Source organism: Gallalistipes aquisgranensis (assembly GCF_014982715.1).
In the GTDB taxonomy this organism is placed as follows: Bacteria; Bacteroidota; Bacteroidia; order Bacteroidales; family Rikenellaceae; genus Gallalistipes; species Gallalistipes aquisgranensis.
On sequence record NZ_JADCJY010000002.1, the window covers coordinates 379653 to 400817 of the forward strand.

Genomic DNA, 21165 nt, shown 5'->3' on the forward strand with positions numbered 1-21165 from the left:
AAATATGAATTCCCGGTTTCGCAGCGGCGGCGGAACGGGATCGGTTCCGGCCGATATCTTCCCCTTCCTTACCGGAACGGAAGAGAGGGTTCCGTCACCAGACCTTTTCGAAAGCCAGCCGGGAATCCTCTCCATACTTCACCTCCCCGCACCGGACGAACCCCAGGCGGCCGAGCATCTTCAGCATCGGACGGTTGTCGAAATTCGTATCCACGCGGAAGGAACGGATGCCGCGGCCGTGTGCCAGCTCCTCCGTCCGCCGCATGAAAAGGGTCGCCACGCCGCGTCCCAGCATGTCGCCGGAGACCGCCAGACGATGTACCGCCACGTAGGGAGACGCTCCGGTCCACGCCCCGTCTATCGCTTCGTAGGCCGGTTCCCCGTCGAACACCACGGCACCGTAGGCGGCCACCCTCCCCCCGTACTCCAACACCCGGCCGTATCCCCGCACCAGATCGCGCTCCATATCCTCCCGGGCGGGATAACCGTCCTGCCACTGGAGCGATCCGGCCTGCCGCATCCGCTCCTTCGCCAGCCGGATGATCTCCGCCACGGCCGGCAGGTCGGCCGGAGCGGCCTCTCTGAAAAGGAAATCCTCCTCCCTCATTTCAGCGAAGCGATGTATTTCTCGATGTCCCGCTCCAGTTTTCGGTAGAGGAAACACTCCTTGTACTTCTCGTTGTCGAGCAGGATGTCGCGCACGCTGCGCAGGGAGTTGTTGTAGTTGCTCAGTTCGTTGCGCAGGGCGGTACCGCGTTTCTGGGAAGAGGCGATCTTCTCGTTGGTCATGGATTTGAGACACTCGCATACGGAGTGGAGCATCACGATCACCACGTTGTTCATGAGCGTGTGGCCCTGCATGAAGAGATAGACGTTGTCGGGGGTGACGCCCCGCCGCGCGAGGGCCCGGCCGAAGGCGTCCAGATCGGCGTCCCATCCGGGATGGTGGTGCCGGAGCGAGGAGACGCGCTTCTCCACCTGGCGGCCGAGCCATTCCAGCGTTCCCCGTCCGTTCTCCTCCACCTCCAGGTAGTTCAGCTTCACGCTGCTTTTGAAATCGAGCAGCGTGAAGACGTTTTCCGTGCTGAGCTGGGCCGAATAGGCATACCACAGAAAAAGCGGATAGATCGTCTGCGAATAGGCGGTCAGAAAGGTTTCGAAATCGAAAATCCGGGTATCGTTCTTGGTGGCCTTCACGCAGACGCTGTGCAGAGAGGGGGCGTAACAGAGAAAATTCTCGGTGGCGTAGGCATAGGTATGGAACATGAAGGGCGAACGGTTGACCAGCACCGACTGTTGGGTGCGGTCGGAAAAGAGGTAGTCGAAATCGCTGTCCACGCACAGCAACAACTCCTCGCAGCTGTCGGGAATCATCCCCATCAGCACTTTTTTCCCCTTGGCGAGGTCTTCGCGGGGCGGCACGCTGATCTCGAAACGGAGTTCCGGGGTTTCGTAATGGTCGAAAATCCCCCGCCAGAAAGCCACGTCCTCGTAACCCTCCACGAAAACCCGCACCAGCCGGGCCCGCTCGCCCAGCGGCAGGCGCAGCGGCCTGAACACGGGCTTCTGTTCGTAGGCCCACCCTTCCGGGCGCCCGGCCCGCTCTCTTTTCTTGTATCGCTTGCTCATCGAAAACAAATTTACGAATTTTAGACAAATCCTGTTATCTTTGCCTGTAATAACGCGATTATTTATGGGCAACAACGACTGGAAATCGAGGCTGAACGTGGTCTACTCGACCAATCCCGATTTCGTGTACGATACCGGGGAGAGCGAAACGGAGACGCTCCCCCCGCAGCAGCAGGAGCTGCGGGTGTGGCTCGACCGCCGACAGCGGGCCGGCAAGCAGGTGACGCTGGTCAGGGGGTTCGTCGGCAGCAACGACGACCTGAAGGAGCTGGCCGCCCTGCTCAAAAACAGGTGCGGAACGGGCGGTTCGGCCAAGGAGGGCGAGATCATCATCCAGGGCGACTTCCGCGACCGGGTGGTGGACATACTCGTCAAGGCCGGATACAAAGCCAAAAAAGCAGGCGGATGAGAACTTTCCTGCGGAAAACGGTCCTCTTCGCCCTGACGCTGGTTCCCCTCGGCGCCGCAGCCCAGTATTACGATCTGGGACAGTCGCCCGCCTCGATCCGGTGGAAACAGATCCGCACGCCGTGGAACCGGTTCATCTTTCCCGAAAACTACCAGGGACAGGCCCTGCGGCTGATGAAGTACCTCGATACGATACGGCCCGTCATCGGCCACGGTTTCCGGTACGGCCCCATGCGGATGCCGGTGGTGATGCACACCCAGAACTTCGCCTCGAACGGCCTGGTCATGTGGGCCCCGAAACGGATGGAGCTGATCGTGCCCCCGAACATCGAGACCTGCGCGGAACCGTGGCTCAAGCAGCTGGCCACGCACGAGTACCGCCACTCGGTGCAGTTCAACAACACCAACCGTCACTTCATCAAGGCGCTCAGCTACGTGGTCGGCCAGCAGGGATCGCTCGTGGGCGCCGCCCTGCTCCCGCTCTGGCTCATGGAGGGCGACGCCGTGATGGCCGAAACGGAGCTGTCCACCTTCGGACGGGGACTGCAACCCTCCTTCACCATCGACTACCGCGCCCTGAGCGGACAGAAGAACGACTTCCTGCGGCAGAGTGCCGGCCGGAAAACGACCGGCCGGGAGTACCGCCGGGCCCTCGCCTCCGGAGAGCCCGCGAACCGCTGGGACCGTTTCGCGATCGACAAATGGTTCTGCGGCTCCTACAAGGACCACATCCCCGACCACTACCATGTCGGATACCAGATCGCCACCTACTCCTACACCCGCTACGGGGAGAACATCTGGAACCGGGTGGCCGACTACGGTTCGCGCTACCCCTTCCTCATCTTCACCACCAAGATCGCCCTGCACCGCCACTACCGCACCTCGGTGAACAAACTGTTCCGGGCCGCGTTCGACGACCTCGACCGTTACTGGGACTCGCTGCCCCGGACGGAAGACGACACCCGCATCGTTCCCACGCCCCGCACGAGCTTCACCACCTACACTTCGCCGATCCCCACCGGTCCCTACACGCTGCTGGCTCTGAAAAGCGATCTGGACCGTTATTCGAGGATCGTGGAGATCGACACCCGCACGGGCGCCGAACGGACGATCCGCCACACGGGACAGGTGAGCACGCCGCCCACCCTCGCGGACGGACGGCTCCTGTGGACCGAATACCGGCCCAGCACGCTGTGGGACCAGCGGATCAACTCCCAGCTCTGTTACCTCGACCTCGGCACCGGAAAAAGCGGCACGGTGCGGGGCCGGCGGCGCACGCTCTTTCCCGTCCCGCTGCCGGACGGGGCGACCGCCCGTGCCGAATACGACTACGACGGCACCTACACCATCACGGACGGAAAAACGCGCTGCACGCTTCCCGACACGGTCTCCGTGCACGGACTGGCCTGGGACGACCTCACGCGCCGCCTCTATTTCATCGGGCTGAGCGACGGGGGCATGTGGATCGGGGCGGTCGGAAACCCCGGCGGAACGGAGGGATTCTCCGTGGTCAAACCCGCTTCGTACAGCACCCTGTCCAACCTGCGGGCGGAGGGAGGAAAACTCTACTTCGGCTCGATCCAGTCGGGAAAGGACGAAGCCCATCTGTACGACCTGACCACACGGCAGGAGTACCGCATCACCTCGTCGCGCTACGGCTCCTTCGCGCCAGCACCTTTCCCGGGAGGCAGAGAGGCCGCAGTGACCACCTACACCCCGGAGGGTTACCTGATTGCCACACGCACGACCGATCCCGACTCCCTCGCGGCGGTCGCCGATCCCCGTCCCCGGAACGTGGTCAATCCGCCGCGCAGACGCTGGAACGTGGACTTCAACATCGACACGGTACGGGCCGACACGTCGGACAACGTGCGGATCGAACGGTTCCGCAAGGGATTCAACATGCTCAACGTACACAGCTGGGCCCCGCTGGGATTCGACCCGGACGGCGTGGTGGGCGAAGAGAGCCTCAACATCCATCTGGGCGCCTCCCTCATCTCGCAAAGCCTGCTGAACAACACGTTCGCCCACCTGATGTACGCCTGGACGGAAAAGGGCTCGCAGGTGGCCGGCCGGATACGCTACTACGGTTTCGCCCCGAAGATCGAAGTGGAGGCCCGTTACGGAGGAGGCGACCAGCTCGCCTATCTGCCCACGGTCATCACCTCCGTTCCGGGCGATCCGGACACCTCGCCCGAAAACCCGTCCAAACCGGGACAGAAACCCGACCCCGAACCCTCGGACACCGACCGGCCGGAGATCGCGCTGCCGGCGACCCCGTCGCTGAAAAACTATTTCGACGTCTCGCTGCGGCTGTTCATGCCGATCCTGCTCGACGCAGGCTACCACATCCGGTATCTAACGCCCGACATCGAACTCTCCCACAACAACGCCCTGCTCTACGACCCGGCCGGAAACGGATACGACCACGGCATGCAGAAGTTGTCGGTCTCGCTGCAATACATCGACAACGTGCGGATGGCGCACCGGGACTTCCTGCCCCGCTGGGGATACGCCGTCCGGCTGAGTTCCGTCTCCGACCCGTTCAACCGCAATTTCGGCAAACTGTGGAGCGCCTACGTGCGGGGATACCTGCCCGGCGCGGCACTCCATCACAGCATCCGGCTGAGGGCCGCCTACCAGTACCAGCATGCCGGATACTACAACTACCGGCAGAAGGAGGTCTTCCCCCGGGGGGCGGACTACGACATCGCGCCGCGGCGTTACCTGGGCACCTCGGTCGATTACCAGCTGCCGCTCTGCTATCCGGACGGGGGCATCACCTCGATCGTCTATTTCAAGCGTATCCGCCTGAACCTGACGGGCGACTACGCCCGGTTCCAGAACCACCGGGGCGTCATGGGGAACGTCTACTCCTACGGCGGTGAGCTGATCTTCGACCTGAACGTACTGCGCACACCCTCGGCGGCCACCACCTCGTTCAGCGTCTCGGTCTACAAGCCGAGCGACCGCCGGGGATGCATGGCCGGAGTCAACCTGGCGATCCCCCTGTAACCCCCCCGCAAAATATCCGGAAGGGCCGTACGTTATATTTGCGGATAAAATTGTACCTTTGCGGGGAAAACGAGAGACATGGACCGGAAAAAGATCATCGCTTCGCTTCAGACGCCCAAAGCCGTCAAATGGTTCTGGATTGTCGTCACGGCACCCTTCGCCCTGTTGCTGCTGCTGTTGCTGCTCACGGCGGCCGGACTTTTCGGCAAACTGCCCTCGTTCGAGGAGCTGGAAAACCCGAAAAGCAACATATCGACCGAAATCTACTCCGAGGACGGACAGATGATCGGTTCGTTCTACGTGCAGAACCGGTCCTATGTCGACTACGACGAAATTTCGCCCAACCTGGTGGCGGCGCTCATCTCCACGGAGGATTCCCGGTTCTACTCCCATTCGGGCATCGACTTCATCTCGCTGGCCCGCGTGGGCGTGAAAACCCTGGCCCTGGGCAACCGCAGCCAGGGCGGCGGCAGCACCATCACCCAGCAGCTGGCCAAGAACCTCTTTCCGCGCGACACGTCGATTTACTCGAATCCCTTCTCGCGCAACGGAAAGCTGGTGCTCGCCAAACTCAAGGAGTGGATCACGGCCGTCAAACTGGAATACAACTACACGAAGGAGGAGATCATCGCCATGTATCTCAACATCGTGCCCTACGGCAGCAACGCCTTCGGTATCAAATCGGCCGCCCAGACCTTTTTCAACAAGCTCCCCTCGGAGGTGAGCGTCGAGGAGGCCGCCCTGCTCGTGGGGGTGGTGAACGCCCCGACCAAGTACAGTCCCGTGCGCAATCCGGAACGGGCGCTGGCCCGCCGTAATACGGTGATCGACCGCATGGAGGCCAACGGCTACCTGACCCGGACCCAGCGCGATTCGCTGAAACAGGTGCCCATCACGCTCGACTATCATCCCATCTCCCACAACATGGGCAGCGGCACCTACTTCCGCGAAATGCTCCGCACGGTGATGACCGCCCGGCGGCCCGAACCTTCGGACTACTACAACGAGTGGGACTACCGGCAGGCCGCCCGGGAGTGGGAGGAGAATCCCCTCTACGGCTGGTGCAACAAGAATATGAAGGCCGACGGAACCCCCTACAACATCTATCGGGACGGTCTGAAAATCTACACCACCATCAACTCCTCCATGCAGCGGTATGCCGAAAAGGCCGTCGCGGAACAGATGTCGAAAGAGGTGCAGCCGGCCATGGAACGGCAGTACAAGCGCACGGGAAAGCTCTTCATCGGCGTGGACAGGGAAGGGGCGGAGAAGATCGTCCGCAGCGCCATGCGGTACACCGACCGCTACCGGACGCTCAAGGCCCGCGGCGCCTCGCAGGCCGAGATCGACAAAGCGTTCGACACCCCGGTGGAAATGCGTGTATTCAGTTACAGGGGCGACATAGATACGGTGATGACTCCGCGCGACTCGATCCTCTACCACAAGCGGATGATGCGGTGTTCGTTCATGGCGCTCGACCCCTCGACGGGCCATCTGAAAGCCTATGTGGGGGGACCCGATTTCCGTTACTTCAAGTACGACATGGTGCGGCAGGGTAAACGGCAGGTGGGTTCGACCATCAAACCCTTCATCTACACCTTCGCCATCGAGCATCTGGGTTTCAACCCCTGCACGCTGGTGCCCAACCTGCCCACCACGATCGAAACGGACACGGGCGACGCCTGGACGCCCAAGGAGGCCGGGAACGTGGTCTACGACGGTGCGCTCAAACCGCTGAAATGGGGACTGGCCAACAGCCGCAACAACTATTCGGCCTGGATCATGAAACAGGCCAAGCAGCCCGTTGCAGTGGCCGATTTCATCCATAAAATGGGTATCCGCAGCTATATCGACCCGGTGTATGCCCTCTGTCTGGGCACGCCCGACGTGTCGCTCTACGAAATGGTGAGCGCCTACGCCACCTTCGCCAACCGGGGCGTCTACACCGATCCGATCTTCGTGACACGGATCGAAGACCGCCACGGCAACCTGATCGCCTCGTTCACGCCCACGTCGAACGACGCCGTCAGCGAACAGACCGCCTACACCATGCTGGGCATGCTCAAGAACGTAGTGAATGCCGGAACGGCCGGCCGTCTGCGCTGGATGTTCAAATTCACGGGCGACATGGGCGGCAAGACCGGTACGTCGCAGAACAACTCGGACGCATGGTTCATCGGCGTAACGCCCAAACTGGTGGCCGGAGCATGGGTGGGAGGAGAAGACCGCAGCGTGCATCTCTACTCGCGGGCCGAAGGTTCGATCATGGCGCTGCCGATCTACGGCAAATTCATGCAGCAGGTCTACGCCGACCCGAAACTGGGCATCAAACAGACCGACACGTTCCCGCTGCCCGTGGGAGCCGTGACCTACGAATGCGACAGCGAAGCGGCCGCGGAACCGGTCCCGCAGGAGGGCGGCGACGAATTTTTCGACTGAGAAGACAGACAACCAATCATAAACCCCCAACTCACAATCACGACCCAATCATGAAAATTGCTATTGTCGGTGCCAGCGGCGCGGTAGGCCAGGAGTTCCTCCGGGTACTCGAACAACGCGCATTCCCCATGGACGAACTGCTCCTGTTCGGTTCTTCGCGCAGCGCAGGGAAAACCTATCCGTTCCGGGGCAAGGAGATCACGGTGAAACTGCTTCAGCACAACGACGATTTCAAGGGCGTGGACATCGCCTTCGTATCGGCCGGGGCGGGAACCTCCCGGGAGTTCGAGAAGACCATCACCCGGCACGGGACGCTGATGATCGACAATTCGAGCGCCTTCCGCATGGACGAAGACGTGCCCCTGGTGGTGCCCGAGGTGAATCCGCGCGACGCGGTGAACCCCGCCCGGCGGGTGATCGCCAATCCCAACTGCACGACGATCCAGATGGTCGTGGCGCTCAAGGCGATCGAAAACCTGTCGCACATCCGGAAGGTCCATGTCTCCACCTACCAGGCCGCCAGCGGCGCCGGAGCCTCGGCCATGGCCGAACTGGAAAACCAGCACCGCGAACTGACGGAGGGCAGGGAACCCACCGTGGAGAAATTCGTCTACCAGCTGGCCTACAACGTGATTCCGCACGTGGACGTCTTCACCGACAACGGATACACGAAGGAGGAGATGAAGATGTACAACGAGACACGCAAGATCATGCATTCGGACGTGGCCGTGAGCGCCACCTGCGTGCGGGTACCCGTGATGCGGGCCCACTCCGAGAGCGTGTGGGTGGAGACCGAGCGTCCGGTGAGCGTCGAGGAGGCCCGCAAGGCGTTCGCCAAAGCGGAAGGCGTGGTGCTGATGGACGAACCGGACCGGAAGAAATATCCGATGCCGCTCTTCCTGGCCGGGGAAGACCCCGTGTTCGTAGGCCGCATCCGCAAGGACCTGAGCAATCCCAACGGGCTCGCGTTCTGGTGCGTCAGCGACCAGATCCGCAAAGGGGCCGCCCTGAACGCCGTACAGATCGCCGAATACCTGATCTACAACGGGCACATCAAGTAACACAGACGGGCAGAGGGAGGAAAACGCACGACAAGCCCGCCTGCCTTCTTATGATTTCGCCCCGGTCAGGGATCGTTCTGACCGGGGCGATTTCTGTTTCCGGGAATCTGTCGGACAGTCCCCGCAGGCCATCTATTGAAACTCGATGATATAAGGCATCCGGGCCTGCACGCCCTGCTGCGAAAGCATGGTTTTCAGATAGTTGTACTGTACGAAGGCGTCACCCAGTTCGTCCCGCATCCGGGCGCTCCGGGCACCGGACAGCGAACGGAGAATCGCCACGAAGGAATCCTCCCGGTCCACCTCCTGGATCACGCGGAAATCGTCGGCGATGCCGGCCCGGTCAGCCGCCAGCGCAATGGCATCCTTCAGTCCGCCGAAACCGTCGATCAATCCGATCTCCAGGGCATCGGTCCCCGACCAGACACGCCCTCCGGCGATCTTGTCCACCGCCTCCACGGAGAGGTTACGGCCGGCGGCCACGTGTCCCACGAAGGTGCCGTACACCTTCTCGATCTGATCCATCAGATAGGCACGTTCGCCCTGGCTCAGACCGCGGAAAGGAACCCCCATGTCGGCCGAAGGATTGGTCCGGGCCACGTCCACCGTGATTCCCAGCTTGTCGCGCAGTCCCTTCTCCGCATTGAACAGCAGACCGAACACGCCGATCGAACCGGTAACGGTGCTCCTGTCGGCCAGAATGATATCGGCCGGACAGGAGATATAGTATCCGCCTGAAGCGGCCACGCCGCCCATCGACACCACGACAGGCTTCTCCTGCCGGATCAGCTCCACTTCGCGCCACATCACCTCGGCCGCCAGCGCACTGCCCCCCGGGGAGTTCACACGCAACACCACGGCCTTCACGTCGTCGTCCTTCCGCACCCGAGCCAGTTTGGCCGCGATCGTGGCTCCGCCGACCTTGTCGTCGAAACTCTCGCCGTCCACGATCTCACCGTCGGCGTAAACGATCGCCACCGCATTGCGGGAAAGTTTGCGGGCCACCGGCTTCATCGCTCCAATATATTCCGAAAGGGTCACCATGTCGGGCTCGTCGTCCGAATCGGGATCGTTGCCGGCCAGACCGTTCAGAACGGCCATCATCTGGTCGCCGTATACCAGACTGTCCACGATCCCCTTCTCAAGGGCGATCTGCGGCGTGCGCAGGGTCAGTTCGGAGGCATACCGCTGGAGAAGGGCGGAATCTATTCCCCGGGAAGCGGCGATCTCGCCCACCAGTCCGCCCCAGATACTGCCCGTCAGACGTTCCGTCTGCAAACGGTTCTCCGGACTCATCCGGTCCATGATGAAGGGTTCCACGGCCGCCTTGAACGACCCGTGGCGCAGCACCTCGGGCTGAATGCCCAGCTTGTCGAGGAGCCCCTTGTAGAACATGACGTTGGAGGCCATACCCTGCCACATGATACCCCCTTCGGGATTCATATAAACCTTGTCGGCCACCGAACAGAGATAGTAGTCGCGCTGGGTGTAGACCTCGTTGTAGCTGACGACGAACTTGCCCGACTCCTTGAAGCGAAGCAGGGCGGCGCGCAGCTCCTCGATGTTGGCCAGGGAGACCGCTCCCCAGCCCGGCGTGAGATAGATGCCTTCGATGTTGTCGTCCACGGCCGCATTGTCGATGGCCTCGATGCACTGGAGGATCGTGTTGGACGACTTCATGCGGAAGTTGCCGAAGTCGATCGAACCCAGCGGGGAAGAGACCGGAGAGTCGGTGATGGCTCCGGCCAGGTCGATCTTCAGTACGGTTCCCGGACCGACGGTCGTGTGGCCCCCCCCGGTGGCGAGCCCCATCACGAATCCCGTCATCACGAGCATGGCCAGCATCCCGAGGGCGAGATTGGCCACGACGAACGCCAGCAGAGAGGCAAGGAATGTTTTGAGAAAATTCATAATCAATCGTTTTTTATCTGTTTTTTCGGTCTTGTCGTATTCCGGCGGGGCGGGAAAACAAAAATAGGAAATTTTTCGGTATTCCCCCTCCCCGGCAAAAAGGGAGCCTCCGAAAGTGGATACAATGGTATGAAAAACGTATCTTTGTCTCCGTAACCAAACCGTCACACACATGACACAACAACAGATAACGGAATCACTGCGCACGATCGTACATCCCGAAACGGGCGCGGACATCGTATCCTCCGGCATGGTGGAACGCGTGGAGGCCGCCCCCGACAAAGTCTCGGTCACGCTGGCCTTCCCGAAAGGGCGCGATCCGTTCGCCGCCTCGATCAGACGCCAGGTCATACAGCAAATCACAGACCGAGATCCCTCGCTGGCGGGGAAAATCACGGTCGTCATCAAGGAGGCCGCTCCGAAAAAGGCGGCTTCCGCTCCGGAGAAGAGAAGCGCCGCCGACCGCATACGCCGCGTGATCGCCGTCGCCTCGGGCAAAGGAGGCGTGGGCAAATCGACCGTGACGGCCAATCTGGCCGTAGCCCTCGCACGGCTCGGCTACAAGGTGGGTGTACTGGATGCCGACATCTACGGCCCGTCGCAGCCCCGTATGTTCGGAGTGGAAGGCTACCTGCCCCCGGCCGTGAAGGAGGGGGACGAGGAGCTGATGATCCCGGCCGAGGCGTACGGCGTGAAGGTAATGTCGATCGGTTTCTTCATCGCTCCGACCGATGCCCTTGTCTGGCGCGGCCCGATGGCCACCAACGCCCTGCGGCAGATGATCCACCAGACCCGCTGGGGCGAACTGGACTTCCTGCTGACCGACCTTCCCCCCGGAACGGGCGACGTGCACCTGACCATCCTGCAGGAACTGAAGGTGGACGGGGCCGTGATCGTCAGCACGCCGCAACAGGTGGCGCTGGCCGACGTGGTACGGGGCATCCAGATGTTCCGGGCCCCCAAGATCGAAATCCCCGTCCTGGGCATCATCGAGAACATGGCCTGGTTCACACCGGCCGAATTGCCCGAAAACCGGTACTATCTCTTCGGGAAAGGAGGGGCACAGGCACTGGCCGAACGGGAAGGAATCGCGCTGCTGGGTCAGATTCCCATCATCCAGTCGGTGATGGAAGGAGCGGAGAACGGCCGTCCGGTGGCGTCGGAGGACTCGCTCTCCGGCGAATACTACCGGGAAGCGGCCCGGAAAACGGCCGAAAAAACCGGATTGTAGAGAGTGTGTTGACAACTGCGGAAAAAAGGGGAACGAACAGTGTTGATAACCGGAACCGAAGGTGTGGATAAAAAAAGAGAGATTCTCTCCTTTCCGGTTTGGAGAATCCGGAAAGAGATCCGTATAGGCGGACAAAGGAGAAAACCTAACGGAAACGATGAAAAAAGATCGGCCGGATACCGACCGGAAATCATCCGGGAATGTGCACAAATATCCGGCTGTCGACAGGTTCGCAAAAGTTATGAACATCTGTTGAAAACCCGGTCAATCTACGGAAAATCACGGAAAAAAGAGGAGGATAAGATTGTCGATAACAAAATATAACTATCTTTGGATAGCCGTCGGAAAAAGTTGCTGACAGAATCGACAGCCATTATTATTCCTCTTTTTTAAGGAATTTTTAAAAAGTGAAAAAACAAAAAGAAAGAGAAATGCGTGTGGATATCCGAAAAGGTTTCGTGGACGAGCCGGTCGATCCGGAACTCGATCTGCCGAAAGAGATCGAACGGTTGAAAAAGGAGAAGAAGGCCGTGATCCTGGCGCACTACTATACGACGGGGGAGGTGCAGGACATCGCCGATTTCGTGGGCGATTCGCTGGCCCTCTCCCAACAGGCGGCCCGCACCGACGCGGAGATCATCCTCTTCGCCGGAGTGCATTTCATGGCCGAAACGGCCAAGGTGCTTTCGCCCGGCAAGAAGGTACTGATCCCCGACCTGAATGCGGGGTGTTCGCTGGCCGAGTCGTGTCCGGCCGACCGTTTCGCCGCTTTCCGGGCCGCCTATCCCGACCACAAGGTGGTGGCCTACGTCAATACGACGGTGGAGATGAAGGCGCTGACCGACGTGACCTGTACCTCGTCGAATGCCGTGCAGATCGTACGGTCGTTCCCGAAGGAGCAGAAACTGATCTTCGCGCCCGACCGGAACCTGGGCAATTACATAAAGAGCGTGACGGGACGCGAGGATATGGTGCTGTGGGACGGAGCGTGCCACGTACACGAGGAGTTTTCCGTGGAACGCATCGCGGAACTCAAGCGGGAACATCCCCGTGCCAAGGTGCTGGCCCATCCGGAGTGCAAGGCTCCGGTGCTGCTGCTGGCCGATTTCGTGGGGAGTACGGCGGCGTTGCTGAATTTCTGCGGCAGGGACGATGCCCGGGAGTACATCGTGGTGACGGAATCGGGTATTCTGCACAAGATGCGTCGTCAGTATCCCGACCGTACCTTCATTCCCGCTCCGCCCACCGACTCCTCCTGCGGCTGCAACGACTGCGCCTTCATGAAGCTGGTGAACCTGCGCAAAATCTACCTCACTCTGAAATACGAACTGCCCGAGGTGGTGATCGACGAGGAGGTGCGCAGCCGGGCCGAACGTTCGATCCGGGCCATGCTGGAACTTTCGGAATAGTTTCCTGCCCGGTAAGGGGCGGATAATTCCCTGGAAATTCCTTTTTATACAACTAAATACTACTAACCTAAAAAAGTTCTTTTGATGAAACGAATCGCGCTGTTGCTGCCCCTTTGCGGGGCGGTTCTCGTATGGGCGTGCGGAGGGGGACGGACCGCCGGAAATCTGCCCGTGTACCAGGACCCCGATGCTCCGATCGAAAAACGGGTGGAGGATGCGCTCTCGCGCATGACGCTGGAGGAGAAGGTGGCCGTGTGCCACGGGCAGTCCAACTTCAGTTCGGCCGGGGTGCCCCGGCTGGGAATCCCCGAGTTGTGGACCAGCGACGGTCCCCACGGGGTGCGTGCCGAAGTGGGATGGGTGAGCATGGGAAACATGGACTGGAACTCCGATTCCTGCACCGCCTATCCGGCCCTGACCTGTCTGGCCGCCACGTGGAATCCCGAGTTGTCGCTCCTGTACGGAAAGTCGATCGGAGAGGAGGCGCGTTACCGGAAGAAGGACGTGCTGCTGGGTCCCGGCGTCAATATCTACCGGACGCCGCTCAACGGGCGCAATTTCGAATACATGGGAGAAGACCCCTATCTTGCCTCGGAGATGGTGGTCCCCTACATTCAGGGGGTGCAGAGCAACGGCGTGGCCGCCTGCGTGAAGCACTTCGCACTGAACAACCAGGAGGTGGAGCGCAAGAGCGTGGACGTTTACGTGGACGACCGGGCCCTGCACGAGATTTACCTGCCCGCCTTCAAGGCCGCCGTGCAGAGGGCGGGCGTGTGGTCGCTGATGGGGTCCTACAACAAATACCGGGGGACGCACTGCTGCCACAACGACAGGCTGCTGAACGACATTCTGAAAGGGGAGTGGGGATTCGACGGAGCCGTGATTTCGGACTGGGACGGTACGCATGACACGCGGGAGGCCGCGCTCAACGGGCTCGATCTGGAGATGGGAACCTCGACTCCGGAGATGAAGGAGATGGGGAACCGCCGGTTCAACGCCTATTACCTGGCCGATCCGTTCCTGAAGATGCTCCGGGCGGGCGAAGTGGACGAGAAGGTACTGGACGAGAAGGTGCGCCGCGTGCTGCGCCTGATGTTCCGCACGACGATGAGTCCCGACCGTCCGTGGGGGGCGTTCGCCACCGAAGAGCATGCCGCGGCGGCGCGGAAGATCGCCGAGGAGGGGATCGTCCTGCTGCGCAACGAGGGGAATATCCTGCCGCTCGATCCGGCCCGCCGGATGAAGATCGCCGTAGTGGGCGAAAATGCCGTGAAGATGCTCACCGTGGGCGGGGGCAGCTCCAAATTGAAGGTGAAGCGGGAGGTCTCCCCGCTGGAAGGGGTGAAGCGGGTGTTCGGGGAGCGTTCCGAGATCGTTTATGCCCCGGGTTACGAGTACACCCGGAAAGCCGACTCCTCCGCCATGAAAAAGGAGGCCGTAGAGGCTGCGAAAGGGGCCGATGTGGTATTCTTCTTCGGCGGACTCAACAAAGAGCCTAAAAACGACTGTGAAGGGCACGACAGGCTCTCCCTGCACCTGCCTTACGGACAGGATGGATTGATCGCCGAGTTGGCCGCCGTCAACCGGAACGTGGTGGTGGTGCTCCTGAGCGGGAACGCCGTGGCCATGCCGTGGCTCGGGCAGGTGCCTGCGGTCGTGCAGGGATGGTACCTGGGCAGCGAGGCCGGGAATGCGCTGGCCGCCGTGTTGTCGGGCGAGGCGAATCCCTCGGGCAGGCTGCCCTTCACGTTCCCCGCGAAGCTGACCGACTGTGCCGCCCATGCCGTGGGGGACTATCCCGGCGAAGAGGGGAAGGAGACCTATAACGAAGGGGTGTTCGTGGGATACCGTTGGACGGACCGGGAGAAGATCGAACCCCTGTTTCCTTTCGGACACGGGTTGAGCTACACCGGGTTCGAGTACGGGGAGGTGTCGGCAGACCGCGCTTCGGTCGGACCGGGCGAGAGCCTGACGGTTGCGGTGCCGGTGAAGAATGTCGGTTCGCGGGCCGGTGCCGAGGTGGTGCAGCTCTACGTGAGCGACCTCGAATCCTCGCTTCCGCGACCTGTCAAGGAGCTGAAGGGATTCCGGAAAGTGACCCTGCAGCCCGGAGAGGAGACGGTGGTGAAACTGACCGTGGCTCCCGAATCGCTCTGCTATTACGATGACCGGAAAGGGGAGTGGGTGGCCGAACCGGGCCGGTTCAAGGCTCTGGTCGGGGCCTCGTCGGCCGACATCCGGGGAGAGGTTTCCTTTGAACTGAAATGACGGCCCTGCCGGACGGGGAGAGCGTCCGGTGAAGTTGTCCGGAAACGATCGCCTCCCTGCCTCAAGACACTGAGGCAGGGAGGCATTTCGTTTTTACGGGATCGGTTTTCCCGTTCGGGGAGAAGAGGGCTTTTCAGCCTTTTTTCATCAGCCAGTGTTTCCGGAGCCATTCGCGTACGGGCAGGTCGTAGAGTTTCAGTCCGGCGTAGGCGATGCCGACCGAAAGAATGAACACCGAAACACTGAGGCATACCGCCGTGTCGAGCGGTGCGTCCGGATGGGCCTGGGCCCAGGCTATCTGCATGTAAACGAGGGAATAGTGCGTGATATAGAGCGGATAGGAGATGGCTCCCAGAAAGGAGCATACCGCTGCGGAACGTCTGCCGGTGACCGTACTGCCCGCTCCGGTTATGACGATCAGCGGGAAGATCAGCAGGATGCATAGGGCCTCGTAGGCGCCGTTCATCCACATGTGTTCCGTGCCTCCGATGCGGGGCATGGCCAGCAGGATCAGGATCAGGGCCGAACACCACCAGAAGCCGCCCCGAAGCCGGATCGACTTGCCGATCCGGGAGAGGAGCAGGAGGTTCGGAAAGCGGCGGATGAAAAGGGCGTAGAGCAGGTTCCCTATGTATTCGAAGGTGAGCGACCAGGCCGGTCCGTTGAGCGGGTTCATTTCACCCCATCCCCGTATTTCCAGCGAATTGCGGAGCGGGAGCATCAGGCATCCGAGCAGGAGTATGTAGAGCAGTTTCCACTATGGGGTCTCCCCGATCAGCGGGAAAACTGGGCTTTCTGCGAAGTAGAAGAGCAGGGCTCCGATCAGCGTTCCGAGAATGACCATGGGATGGAGACGCACCAGCCGGCGTTTGAAGAAATCTTTCAGGGACATCCGGTCCCATCGGTCATCGTAGGCGTAGCCGATGACGAAGCCTGAGAGGACGAAGAAGAAGTCGACGGCCAGGTATCCGTGGTTGATGATCTGGGTCAGCGGGCCTCCGGAGTAGGTTTCGAACAGATGGAAGGCTACCACGGTCATGGCGGCCACGCCCCGCAGTCCGTCGAGTATCTCGTAGCGTGGTTTCGGGGGCAGGTAAACTGAGTTTTTCATAGCGGTTTTTTTGGGGTGGGTGTTCGTTTTTCGCCGGATCAGAACCTGCAGGAGAGCCGGATCATGAAGTTGCGTCCGGGCATGTAATATCCGTCCCGTTCCATGTAGTTTTCTCCCAGCAGGTTGTTGATTTCGGCGGCTACGGTCAGGTTCCTGGCCGGCATATAGGAGAGGTAACAGTCGAAGACCATGAAGTCGGGAAGGGTGATCGTCCGGTCGTTTACGAGCGTCGGGCGCACTTCGATGCCGGATGCGGTGACGAAGGGGACGTTTTCGTAGTTCGGGCCCGTCATGTAGAGGAAGTTGTCTTCGATCCGGTGGCCGAGGTAACGGCCGCCGATCCGGGCCGCGAAACGGCGGGAGGTAAAATCCGCACCGAATGCCGCCGTATTGGGGCTGAGGTATTTGATGGGGGTCTCCCCGTCGGAGGCGGTCATGCTGCTGTGGTAAATCCGCGTGTAATTGCCGTAGAATTTCAGGGAAAAGTCGCGGCCGAGGGATTTGCCCAGATCGTAGGAGAGGAGGAATTCCAGGCCCCGCACGGCCGATTTGCTGCTGTTCACGTAGGTGTAGAAGGCAAAGTCTTCCGCCGCTTCGGTGACAATCATGTTCCTGTGGTCGGTCAGGAACCATGTGACGTCGGCCTGGAGGGAGCCGTCGTGTGTGGTCGCCCCGATACCGGCATCGACGGTCAGGGAAGATTCGGGTTTGAGATCGGGGTTGCCACGGTATTCGGTGCGGGATACGCTTCCGTTCCAGACATATTCGAGGGCATACCGGCCGGTCGTTTTGAAGGCTTCGGGCGCCATGAATCCGCGGCCGATGCTGGAATGGAGGCCGAGCAGGGGGACGGGGCGGTATTTGAGCGCCAGGGTGGGATTGACGCTGTGGTAGCTTTTCCCGGAGGATTTCATGTCGATCAGCCGGGTGGCGGTCGTCCGGAACCATGTGTTGTCGTATCGGATTCCGGTCTGGGCGATCAGCCGGTCGCGGAACAGGCGGAGGTGCAGCTGGGCGAACGCTCCGGTCTGGATGTTGTAGTAGTCGGGCTGGTAGGGGGCCGTGGGGGTGCCGTCCTCCCGGGACTGCGTGGAGACGTAGCGCTGCGAGAAGTTGTCGATTCCGAAGACGAGACGTCCCGTCCGGAAGCGGAAAGCGTCCTGCGCCACGAGACCGAACGTGCGGTAGGCATAGTGGCTGCGGGTCTTCTCGTAGCCGGAGTTGAGGTAGTCGCTCGTCTCGTTACCGAAATAGGGGGATATGCGCAGCGAGTGGTTTCCGGCGTTTCCCGTGATGTCCAGCCGGTGATAGTTGCGCAGTACCCGTTTGTCGGTCTGGTCGTACAGTCCCCAGATCGTGCCGTTTCCGCGGGCGTGTCCGGCATGGAACAGATTGTTGTAGAGGTTCAGCCGCCAGCCCCCGTGCAGGTCGTAGCCTACCCGCAGGACGCCCTGTTTTTTGTCGAATCCGGTGTTGGGATAGACCATGCCATAGGAGTTGCGGTCCAGCACCTCTTTTTCGTACGGCGTGCGGCGGAACAGGTCGTTGTGTCCGGTTTTGTAGTCGTCGTGCTGGCGGTGGTAGTCGAACGAAAGGTCGAAGTCGAGCCGGTGGGCCAGCCAGCCTCCCGCATGGGCCGAGAGTTCCAGTGTGTTGTAACTGCCGTATCCGGCGGACACACTACCCGAGATGCAGTCCCGGGACTGTTTTGTAACCAGATTGACCACGCCGCCCATGGCACCGCTGCCGTACAATGCGGAGAAGGGGCCTTTCATGATCTCGACGCTCTCCAGACCGGAGAGAAACGTGGCGGCGGCGTTTTTCGTCCCCATCGGCACGCCGTCGAGCAACAGCACGCTGTATGTGTTCGTTCCGGCTCCTCCCGGCGAGAATCCCCGGAATTCGATGCCTCCGGTCATGCCCTGCATGTCCACGCTTTCGGCCGCCGTGCTCTTCTTTATGAGGTCGGAAAGGTGTACGGCCGGCGTGTGGAGGATGTCCCGGGCCGAGATCACCTCCACCTTGTTGGGGGCGTCCCGCAGCGGAAGTTCGAATTTGTAGCCTTTGACCACCACCTCCTCGATCGGATGGGAAGGCAGCGAGTCGGTCTCTGCCGCCCGGAGCGAAAACAGGGGTAGGAGAGTCAGCAGCAGTGCAGTCGGTTTCATGGAGCTTTTTTTTGCGATATGGTTGCAAAAATAGTTAAAATTATGATTCCGTGCGGTTTTTATCCGGGAAGACGATTCTTTTCCGGAGGTCCGTTTCCCCGGCGGTCGCCGCATGCGGGAGAGGAATCGTATACTCTTCGTTCAAAATAGAACACTTCCCTCTCGTATTTTCGGAAAATTAGCTACATTTGTAAGATTTGACCTGCGGGAAAATGATTGTAATCCGTTGATTGTTATTTAATTGTAATTTATGTTTGATTTTTAACAAAAAGAACGGATTCCGCTGTGAGAGTATTAACCGATAAATGCGTATATGAAAAAAGTTCTGTTATCCGTGACTGCCGCTCTTCTTCTGCTGGGAGGGCGCGCGACTGCCGACGAGGGAATGTGGCTGCTGCCCTATCTCCAGAAGATGAATATCAAGGATATGAAGGCCAAGGGGCTGAAACTCTCCGCTCAGGATATTTACAACCTGAACGGCGATGCCATCAAGGATGCCATCGTGATTTTCGGACGGGGATGCACGGGTGAGATCGTTTCGCCCGAAGGGTTGCTGCTGACCAACCACCACTGCGGTTTCGGCGCCATCCAGCAGCACAGTTCGGTGGAGCACGACTATCTGAAGAACGGATTCTGGGCCATGAACCGGGGCGAGGAGATTCCCACTCCGGGGCTGACCGTGACCTTCATCCGGGAGATCGTGGACGTCTCCGACCGGATTCTGCCCGCGCTTGACGACAAGATGACAGAGAAGGAGCGCAAGGCCAAGGTGAAGGAGTTGAGCGAGGCGGTCGTCAAGGAGAAGATCGGCGAGGGTTCGACCCGCGAGGCGGTCGTCAAGGATTTCTTCGGCGGAAACCAGTATCTGATGTTCGTGACGGAGGTCTATCCCGACGTGCGTCTGGTGGGGGCGCCTCCCATGTCGATCGGCAAGTTCGGCGGCGATACCGACAACTGGATGTGGCCCCGTCATACGGGCGACTTTTCGATGTTCCGCGTCTATTCCGACGCCGAGGGCCGGCCGGCCGAATATTCGAAGGACAATGTGCCCTATAAAGCTCCTAAGCACCTCGATATCTCGCTCAAGGGATATAAACCGGGCGATTTCGCCATGATTATCGGTTTTCCGGGTTCCACGGAGCGTTACATGACTTCCTACGAGATCGACCAGACGGTGAACGTGGACAATCCCAACCGGATTCTGATCCGCGGCGAGCGACAGAAACTCCTGATGGAGGACATGATGGCCAGCGACAAGGTGCGTATCCAGTATGCCTCCAAATATGCCTCCTCTTCGAACTACTGGAAAAATTCGATCGGTATGAACCGCGGTCTGGCCAAGCTCAACGTGCGGGCCAAGAAGGTGGAGATCGAAGAGCGTTTCCGGGAGTGGATCGGAGCCGATCCCGCCCGCAAGGCGAAGTACGGCGAGGCGCTTCCGTTGATCGAGGAGGCCGTGAAGGAGCGGATTCCGGCCATGAAGACGCGCCAGTACCTGTCGGAAGCCTTTCTGCGGGGTACCGAAATCGTGGGACTGGCCCGGATCGGCCGTTCCCTGTTGCGTGCCGACAGCACGAAGCTCGATGCCGACATGCTGGAAGAGTTGAAGAAGGAGAGTGCCGAGATATATAAGGATTACAACATGCCGACCGACCGGAAGGTGGCCAGGAAGATGTTCGCGCTGGTGCGCGATTCGATTGCCCGGGAGGACCTTCCTTCCGTGTACGGATATATCGCGGAGAATTATTCGGGTCCGGCGGCCGACCGGAACGGAATTCCGGCCGATATTGACCGTTATGTGGATTACCTGTACGACAACTCGCTGTTCGCCACCCAGGGCAAATTCGAGTCGTTCCTGGCCAATCCCGACATCGAGACGCTGAAAAAGGACCCGGCCTATATTCTGGCAGGTTCGGTCATCGAAGCCTATAACAGGACGGCTCCCGTCGTGGTGAAGGCTGCCGAGAAGTTCGGCCGCGGTCACCGTCTTTTCGTGGCGGGACTGATGGAGATGGAGCCCGGGAAAAAGTTCTATCCCGATGCCAATTTCACCATGCGTCTTACCTACGGACAGGTGCTTCCCTACCGGCCGCAGGACGGTGTGATTTACGATTATTATACTACGCTGGACGGCGTGATCGCCAAGGAGGACCCGAAAAATCCCTACGAGTTTACGGTTCAGCCCCGTCTGAAGGAGCTCAATGCGAAAAAGGAGTTCGGTCCCTACGGAGAGAACGGCGTGCTGCACGTGGCTTTCCTCAGCAACAACGACATTACGGGGGGCAATTCCGGCAGTCCCATCATGAATGCGAAAGGGGAGCTGATCGGACTGGCTTTCGACGGAAACTGGGAGGCCATGAGCGGCGACATCGCCTTCGAACCCGAGTTGCAGCGTACGATCAATGTCGATATCCGTTATGTGCTGTTCATTATTGACAAGTATGCCGGAGCGAAATATCTGGTCGATGAGATGACGCTTAAAAAATAATTTATTGGTAATTTTATATTACTGATT

The 21165-nt window shown here is 60.2% G+C and carries 12 protein-coding genes and 1 pseudogene; 8 read left to right on the forward strand and 5 right to left on the reverse strand.

The genetic code is table 11. The features are described from left to right. Window positions 1-94 precede the first annotated feature (94 nt). Complete coding sequence (locus INF32_RS10915) at window positions 95-607, reverse strand: GNAT family N-acetyltransferase (protein WP_226388437.1); 513 nt, start codon at window positions 605-607, stop codon at window positions 95-97. Continuing rightward, complete coding sequence (locus INF32_RS10920; protein WP_226388438.1) at window positions 604-1629, reverse strand: DUF4435 domain-containing protein; 1026 nt, start codon at window positions 1627-1629, stop codon at window positions 604-606. Before INF32_RS10920 ends, INF32_RS10915 begins: the two co-directional genes overlap by 4 nt. 64 nt (window positions 1630-1693) lie before the next feature. Between INF32_RS10920 and INF32_RS10925 the strand changes: the two genes are divergently transcribed. The 4 genes from INF32_RS10925 to INF32_RS10940 all read left to right on the forward strand — a co-directional run bounded on the left by INF32_RS10925 (window position 1694) and on the right by INF32_RS10940 (window position 8552). Further along, window positions 1694-2038 (forward strand): translation initiation factor, encoded by a 345-nt coding sequence (locus INF32_RS10925; RefSeq protein WP_226388439.1) that lies wholly within the window; start codon window positions 1694-1696, stop codon window positions 2036-2038. Further along, window positions 2035-5052 carry a DUF2268 domain-containing protein gene (locus INF32_RS10930; protein ID WP_226388440.1) on the forward strand — a complete coding sequence of 1006 codons (3018 nt, stop codon included), beginning with the start codon at window positions 2035-2037 and terminating at the stop codon, window positions 5050-5052. Before INF32_RS10925 ends, INF32_RS10930 begins: the two co-directional genes overlap by 4 nt. A gap of 78 nt (window positions 5053-5130) precedes the next feature. Continuing rightward, a complete protein-coding gene (locus INF32_RS10935) occupies window positions 5131-7491 on the forward strand; it encodes a penicillin-binding protein 1A (protein WP_226388441.1) in 2361 nt (786 codons plus the stop codon). Between the two features lie 50 nt (window positions 7492-7541). Continuing rightward, window positions 7542-8552 (forward strand): aspartate-semialdehyde dehydrogenase, encoded by a 1011-nt coding sequence (locus INF32_RS10940; RefSeq protein WP_226388442.1) that lies wholly within the window; start codon window positions 7542-7544, stop codon window positions 8550-8552. A gap of 132 nt (window positions 8553-8684) precedes the next feature. Here INF32_RS10940 and sppA read toward each other — a convergent pair whose 3' ends face one another. Then, window positions 8685-10463, reverse strand: a complete 1779-nt coding sequence (gene sppA / locus INF32_RS10945) for a signal peptide peptidase SppA (RefSeq protein WP_226388443.1) — start codon at window positions 10461-10463, stop codon at window positions 8685-8687. Window positions 10464-10635: 172 nt separating this feature from the next. On the opposite strand from sppA, the gene INF32_RS10950 reads away from it, so the two are divergent. The 3 genes from INF32_RS10950 (at window position 10636) to INF32_RS10960 (ending at window position 15371) form a co-directional block, all read left to right on the forward strand. After that, window positions 10636-11694, forward strand: a complete 1059-nt coding sequence (locus tag INF32_RS10950; protein ID WP_226388444.1) for an Mrp/NBP35 family ATP-binding protein — start codon at window positions 10636-10638, stop codon at window positions 11692-11694. Window positions 11695-12125: 431 nt separating this feature from the next. Next, window positions 12126-13103 (forward strand): quinolinate synthase NadA, encoded by a 978-nt coding sequence (gene nadA, locus INF32_RS10955; RefSeq protein WP_226388445.1) that lies wholly within the window; start codon window positions 12126-12128, stop codon window positions 13101-13103. 84 nt (window positions 13104-13187) lie between these two features. Next, a complete protein-coding gene (locus INF32_RS10960; protein WP_226388446.1) occupies window positions 13188-15371 on the forward strand; it encodes a beta-glucosidase in 2184 nt (727 codons plus the stop codon). 133 nt (window positions 15372-15504) lie between these two features. Here INF32_RS10960 and INF32_RS10965 read toward each other — a convergent pair. Then, window positions 15505-16482, reverse strand: a pseudogene (locus tag INF32_RS10965) (acyltransferase family protein). A 38-nt stretch (window positions 16483-16520) separates the two neighbouring features. Beyond that, complete coding sequence (locus INF32_RS10970; protein ID WP_226388447.1) at window positions 16521-18650, reverse strand: TonB-dependent receptor domain-containing protein; 2130 nt, start codon at window positions 18648-18650, stop codon at window positions 16521-16523. Between the two features lie 313 nt (window positions 18651-18963). Here INF32_RS10970 and INF32_RS10975 point away from each other — a divergent pair, with 313 nt between their 5' ends. After that, entirely contained in the window at window positions 18964-21138 is a 2175-nt protein-coding gene (locus tag INF32_RS10975) for a S46 family peptidase (RefSeq protein ID WP_226388448.1), read from the forward strand. Window positions 21139-21165 lie beyond the last annotated feature (27 nt).